6 protein-coding genes are annotated in these 6,202 nt (G+C 44.3%); 4 read left to right on the plus strand and 2 right to left on the minus strand.

Annotation, left to right across the window (positions count from 1 at the left end):
* Positions 1-14: 14 nt before the first annotated feature.
* The 4 genes from AOQ70_RS00540 (at position 15) to AOQ70_RS00560 (ending at position 4,976) form a co-directional block, all read left to right on the plus strand.
* The gene (locus AOQ70_RS00540; protein WP_059374440.1) at positions 15-1,172 is read left to right on the plus strand and encodes an amidohydrolase; all 1,158 of its coding nucleotides are present in this window, start codon (positions 15-17) and stop codon (positions 1,170-1,172) included.
* Positions 1,163-2,497: an MmgE/PrpD family protein gene (locus AOQ70_RS00545; RefSeq protein ID WP_059374442.1), complete on the plus strand. Its 1,335-nt coding sequence runs from the start codon at positions 1,163-1,165 to the stop codon at positions 2,495-2,497. The genes AOQ70_RS00540 and AOQ70_RS00545 overlap by 10 nt, the downstream gene beginning before the upstream one ends.
* Before the next feature lie 369 nt (positions 2,498-2,866).
* Entirely contained in the window at positions 2,867-3,559 is a 693-nt protein-coding gene (locus AOQ70_RS00555; RefSeq protein WP_039176516.1) for a response regulator transcription factor, read from the plus strand.
* Positions 3,549-4,976 (plus strand): sensor histidine kinase, encoded by a 1,428-nt coding sequence (locus tag AOQ70_RS00560; protein WP_047202694.1) that lies wholly within the window; start codon positions 3,549-3,551, stop codon positions 4,974-4,976. Before AOQ70_RS00555 ends, AOQ70_RS00560 begins: the two co-directional genes overlap by 11 nt.
* Positions 4,977-5,014: 38 nt before the next feature.
* Here the strand turns inward: AOQ70_RS00560 and AOQ70_RS00565 are convergent, their stop codons facing one another.
* Together AOQ70_RS00565 and AOQ70_RS19495 are read right to left on the minus strand one after the other, a co-directional pair.
* On the minus strand, positions 5,015-5,860 hold the full coding sequence (locus AOQ70_RS00565; protein WP_039176521.1) for a GAF domain-containing protein: 846 nt from the start codon (positions 5,858-5,860) through the stop codon (positions 5,015-5,017).
* Between the two features lie 164 nt (positions 5,861-6,024).
* On the minus strand, positions 6,025-6,202 hold a 178-nt coding region (locus AOQ70_RS19495), incomplete at its 5' end, for an ACT domain-containing protein (protein WP_442854371.1).

Consider the following 6,202-nt stretch of genomic DNA (forward strand, 5'->3'; position numbering starts at 1 on the left):
AGGGGTGATTGATAGTGAAATCAATAGGAAATGAAGCTTTAAACAAACGTTTAATCAACATTCGCCGAGCGCTTCATGAGCATCCAGAGCTGGCGTTTGAAGAATATGAAACGACAAAGAAACTGCGCCGCTGGTTAGAAGAGGAAGGGATCACTGTACTTGATATCCCAGCCCTGCAAACAGGCGTTGTCTGTGAAATCAAAGGAGAACAAGAAGGACCGGTGATTGCTCTGAGAGCCGATATTGACGCACTTCCGATTGAAGAAGCATCTGGCGAACCATTTTCTTCAAAGGTACCGGGCAAAATGCATGCATGCGGTCATGATTTCCATACAGCTTCTATTTTTGGGGCGGCACTTTTATTAAAGGAGCGGAAACACGAAATCAAAGGAACGGTCCGTATTTTGTTCCAACCGGCTGAGGAAGTTGCTCAAGGAGCGAAACACGTCATAGAGGCAGGCGTTTTAGATGGAGTCGATGCGATTTTCGGCATGCACAACAAACCTGACCTGCCAGTTGGCACGATTGGCATTAGAGAAAAAGCATTGATGGCGAGTGTGGATCGGTTTGAAATCGATATTAAAGGAACGGGAGGTCATGCCGGAATTCCAAATCACACGGTGGACCCCATTGCCATCAGCGGGCAGATCACAAGTGCCCTTCAGCAAATCGTCAGCCGCCGCATCAGCTCCTTGCATCATGCGGTTGTCAGCATCACACGCATTCAGGGCGGTACATCATGGAATGTCATACCCGACCGTGTCGAGATGGAAGGAACGGTGCGGACGTTTGAGCCTGAGGTAAGAGCGATGATTCCAGAGCTTATGAAACAAATCGTCAGCGGGATTGCAGAGGGATTTGGAGCAGAGGCTGAAGTGAGATGGCATCCGTATTTGCCTTCTGTCATGAATGATGAGGGTCTGACAAAGGTAGTAGAAGAAACGGCGGGCTCGCTTGACTTACATGTTGTGCAGGCAGAGCAGTCACCGGGCGGAGAAGATTTTGCCCTTTATCAAGAACGCATTCCAGGCTTTTTTGTATGGATGGGGACCAGTGGTACGAAGGAGTGGCATCACCCTGCGTTTACTTTAAATGAAGACGCACTTCCGGTTGCTGCTGCTTTCTTTGCTGAGCTTGCCGTTCGGGCATTGGAGTCTCGATCATGGAATTAACAAAACAACTGGCAGAGGCAGTGCTTTCTGCTGATCCGATGCAAGATGAACGGGCCATTCAAATGGCTAGAAATGGCCTGTTAGATGCTGCGGCATCAGCGCTTGCTGCGAAAGAGGATGAAGGGATTCAGAAGCTGATGGCGCTTGTTGAACAGGAAGGCGGAGCCGCTCAGATTCCTGTCATGGGACAAGGGAGGAAGGTGAGCCGCCAATCCGCAGCGATGCTGAACGGCTACCTCATCCATGCCCTTGATTATGATGATGTGCACTCAGATGTGAGAGGACATCCAAGTGCGGTCATCATTCCGGCGCTGCTATCACAGCTGACAGACGGCAAAGGGTATGGCGAGCGGTTTTTAGCAGCCTACATTACAGGCGTTGAAGTGATGGCAAGACTTGGCGAATCCATCGGCAAGGCGCATTATGAGCGGGGCTGGCATAATACGGGAACACTCGGTGCCATTGCGGCAGTGTGTGCGATTGGCTATTTGAAGCAGGTCACACGAGAAGAACTGACGAAAGCAATCGGCTTTGCCGGGGCGCAATCAGCTGGAATGCGAAAGCAATTTGGCTCTGATATGAAACCATTACAAGCCGGCTTAGCTGCTAAAACAGCCGTTTGGTCTATGGATTTAGCTTGTTCAGGTTTTGGCGGGAGTGACTCGGTTCTTGATGGTGCACTTGGTTTCTTTTCACTCTATGGAGATCAGGAGCGTGCGGAAAGCCGTTTGCTAGAAGGCTATGGTTCTACATGGCGTATCGTTTCACCTGGGCTGTGGTTCAAAGTATATCCATTCTGCTCAGCAGCCCACCATGCGGCAGATGCGATCCAATCTTTAATAAAAGAGCGGGCTTTTTTGCCGGAGCAGGTAAGACAGGTCGAGGTCATATTCCCGCCAGGCGGAGATGCAGCGCTTATTGAGCAGACACCTTCGACTGGAGAAGAAGGACGATTCAGTGTCGAATATGTCATCGCACTTGCAGTGTTTGGACAGACGCTTACGCTGGATGCCTTTACGAAAAAAAGCATTCCATCAGACATGCGGATATGGATGAAACGGGTGAGTAGAGGATATGATCAAATGATAGAGCCTCATCCCGATGCTGTTCCAAAAGGACGCTTTACGATTGTAAAGCTCACTTTACTTGACGGCACCAACATCAGTAAGCGAGTTGATGTACCTCAGGGAGCACCAGGCTGTGCGTTATCGAAAGAAGATATCATACAAAAGTTAAGCAGCATCACAAGCGCATCACAAGCACAGCAGATTTTACAGGCTGTTGAAGAGGGAAACGACGCTGCGTATTTGAAGTTGCTGGCATGATAAAAAAGCTCATCAATAGAGATGAGCTTTTTTAAATAGATCTATCATAAACTGTCAGGAAGTTCTTTATCTAAATATATGAGACTTCCTCATGAGTTAAAGAACCATAAATGACACTGTCCTCATCTTGATATGTTGTAAAGTAATGTTGAATTATAACTTCAACTAACATCTTGACCATCTTCTGCAATTCCATCATAAAAAAACTCATGTGATTCACCGCAGTATTAGTTCTTTCAAAAAGTATGAATAAAAGATGACCAAACGATGATAAGTTCATGAAAACAGTGGAATCCAATTGAGATTTGAGAGGGAAGATGTAAAATAAAGCTACATAAAGAAAAACAATGGCAGCAGCGGAGGCTGATGATGAAAATATTAATGATTGAAGATAATCAGAGTGTTTGTACAATGACGGATATGTTTTTTCAACGAGAGGGATTTCAAGCTGAATTCGTTCATGATGGATTAGAAGGACTGAATCGTTTTCAGCAAGAGGAGGATTGGGATCTGCTCATCTTAGATGTCATGCTTCCTTCGATGGATGGTCTGACCATTTGTCAAAAGGTGCGCCAGATCAGTGATGTTCCGATTATCATGCTGACAGCAAAGGAAACCGAATCTGATCAGGTACTTGGTTTTGATCTTGGGGCAGATGATTATGTGACCAAGCCCTTTAGCCCACTAACCTTGATGGCAAGAATTAGAGCGGTGAAACGACGCTTTGCTCATACAACGACTCAAGAAAAGGTGAATGAGGGTGAACGGCTGGAGACAGTACATTTTCAGTTGGATAAGAAAACGAGGGAAGTTTTCCTGGATGGAGAGCGAATAGAGAACCTCACACCGAAGGAATACGATCTGTTGTGCTTTTTTATTCAGCATCCTCGGCAAGTATTTTCACGAGAACAATTGCTTGAGCAAATTTGGGGATATCAATTTTATGGAGATGAACGAACGGTAGATGTCCATATTAAACGGCTGCGCCAAAAAATTGGGGACGGGCCTAAACCCTTTTTGTATACAGTATGGGGCGTAGGGTATAAGTTCGATGAAGATTAAATATTTTTATCAGCTGCTGATCAGTCATCTTGGGTTATTGCTCATCGCCATTGTCATTATCAGCACCCTTTTATCTCATTTTGTGAAAGATATTGCCTATCAAAACAGAGTGAATGAAATGAGCTCCTATGGGAATGAAATCTTGCAAGATTATAAACGACTCCCTAAAAGCGAGATGACCTTTCGTCTGCGTCCATTTGAAGATATTCTTTCGACGAGGCAAATTCGTTTTTTCGTGTTTGATGAAAAAGGAGATATTCTCTCTCAGCAGCAAGAGATGCCGCCGCATGAAGTATTATTGACAAAGGATTTATGGGCCAAACTCTCAAAAGGAGAGCAAATCATTGACAAGCGAAGTGATTCACGCCGCCTTGATCAAGAGGCATCACTTGTGGCACTCCCTGTCATGGAGGATGGAAAGCTAAAGGGTGGAGTCGTCCTTATTGCCCCGATTCAAGGCGCTGAACAGCTCATCGCCCAAATGAATCGTTATCTGTATATCATCGTATTTGTGGCACTGACGATCACCTTTATTCTCAGCCTGTTCTTGTCTAAATTTCATGTGAACCGCATCAAAAAGTTGAGAGAGGCGACTGAAAAGATTGCGCAAGGTGATTACAACATCAAGCTTGAAAACAAACACCTTGATGAAATTGGCACACTTGGTGAGGATTTTAATATGATGGCCAAGCGTCTTCAGCAATCAAGAGAGGAAATTGACCGGCTCGAAAAGCGCAGACGCCAATTCATCGCAGATGTGTCTCACGAATTGAAAACACCGCTGACCACCATTCGAGGACTGGTGGAATGGCTGAACACAGCGGATGTGTCAGCAGAAGAGAAAGAGAAATGCTATTCCTTAATTACTGACGAGACAAAACGTATGCTGCGCCTCGTCAATGAAAATATGGATTATGAGAAAATTAGATCGAATCAAATTACCCTTCAGAAATTTCACTATCCACTCATTGACACATTTGAAGTGATGAAAGAACAGCTGGGCCGAATCGCCGAAGAGAAAAACAATCAGCTGATCGTGGATGTTGATCCCAAGCTAAAGGTTTATGCGGATTATGACAGGCTCATTCAAATGCTTGTCAATATCACAAAGAACGCGATTCAATTCACAGAAGGTGGTCGTATTTACTTAAGAGGAAAACAAGGAAATCAAGAGACGATCATTGAAGTGGAAGACACAGGCATTGGCATTGCGCCAGATGAAGTCAAACACATATGGGAACGTTTTTATAAAGCGGATATCTCAAGAACGAATACACCGTATGGAGAATATGGATTGGGCTTGTCCATCGTGAAGCAGCTTGTGGACTTACATGAAGGGCATATTGATATGAAAAGTGAAAAAAACAATGGAACGACATTTACCATTCGACTGCCGTTTCCAGAAGAAAAGGGCTAAAATGAAGTTCATTTTAGCCCTTTTTGGTGAATCACCACTTATTCATTTTTGGTAAACGTTAACCCAATATGAGCAAGTGCCTGCGGTAAATCTTTTCGGATGGTGATGTCTTTAAACGATATATTGGATTGAATCGCACTTAAAGCAAGGTCTTGTTTAATGCCTGTTAAAACTGCCGAAATTCCTAAAAGTCTCAGCGTTTGTGCGTAGCTGACCAAATATTGAATGCTCTGTTCATTCAGGCTTTTTGTTCCCGATACATCAATAACCAAATGAGAGAGCGACAGCCTGTAGCTTTCCTGTAAAATGGTTTCCAAAATATGCTGAGCACGTGTCTCTTCAATATCACCAAGCAGAGGAAGCACGGCGACACCGTCAACAACTGGTACGATCGGTACAGACAATTGCTGAATCTGCCTGTTGGCACGGTCTAGCTCGAGAACGTAGCTTAATAAAGAAGCCATCGTTTCAAACATATACACATGCTCTTCTGTGAAATGATTTGGTCTCACATCAAGTCCGCAAATCGTTCCGTAGTTCGTCCCATCTGTGAAATCAATGGGAACCCCAATGAACGAGCCGCCTTGAAGATTTTTCGTGACCTCTAAGTATTTAAAACGGTCATCTTTCGAAATGTCAGGGATCACAAGTGTAGCCTGATGGTCGACCGCCAGCTTGCAAAATGTCTTTTCATAAGGAAGTTCTTCCCCTTCTTCAAGAAGCTGCTCGTCATGATTTAACACTTTTACAATTTGATTGGTGTTTTGATCATTTTTAGCGATAAACAGTGTATTCACACCAATGAATTGACTCATCATGTTTAAAATACTAGTAGAAGCATCATGAAAATTGCGAAACTGTTTTAATAGTTGTTGACGAGGCATTGTTTTAGGACTCCTTGTAGCTCCGATCATAGGTCGGAACGGATAGTTGATTTGTATCTATCATACAAAATCAAACGAGAAATAGATACACTTTAATGCGCAGAGAACTCGAATCGGTGAGAGGAAAAAAGACTGCCGGATCTTAAGATCTGGCAGCCTGCTGATTAAAGGGAGACAGGGACAGTAGACATAGAGAAAAATTCCTCATATAAGGCTTGAACAGCTTCTTTTTCTTGAGCCGCTTTGACGCCAAACATCATGCTGACCTCTGAAGAACCTTGATTGATCATTTCAATATTGACCTTCGCTTTTGACAGCGCTTTTGCCGCTCTTGCTGTTGTG

It is taken from the genome of Bacillus sp. AM 13(2015) (assembly GCF_001518755.1).
GTDB lineage: Bacteria > Bacillota > Bacilli > Bacillales > Bacillaceae > Bacillus > Bacillus safensis.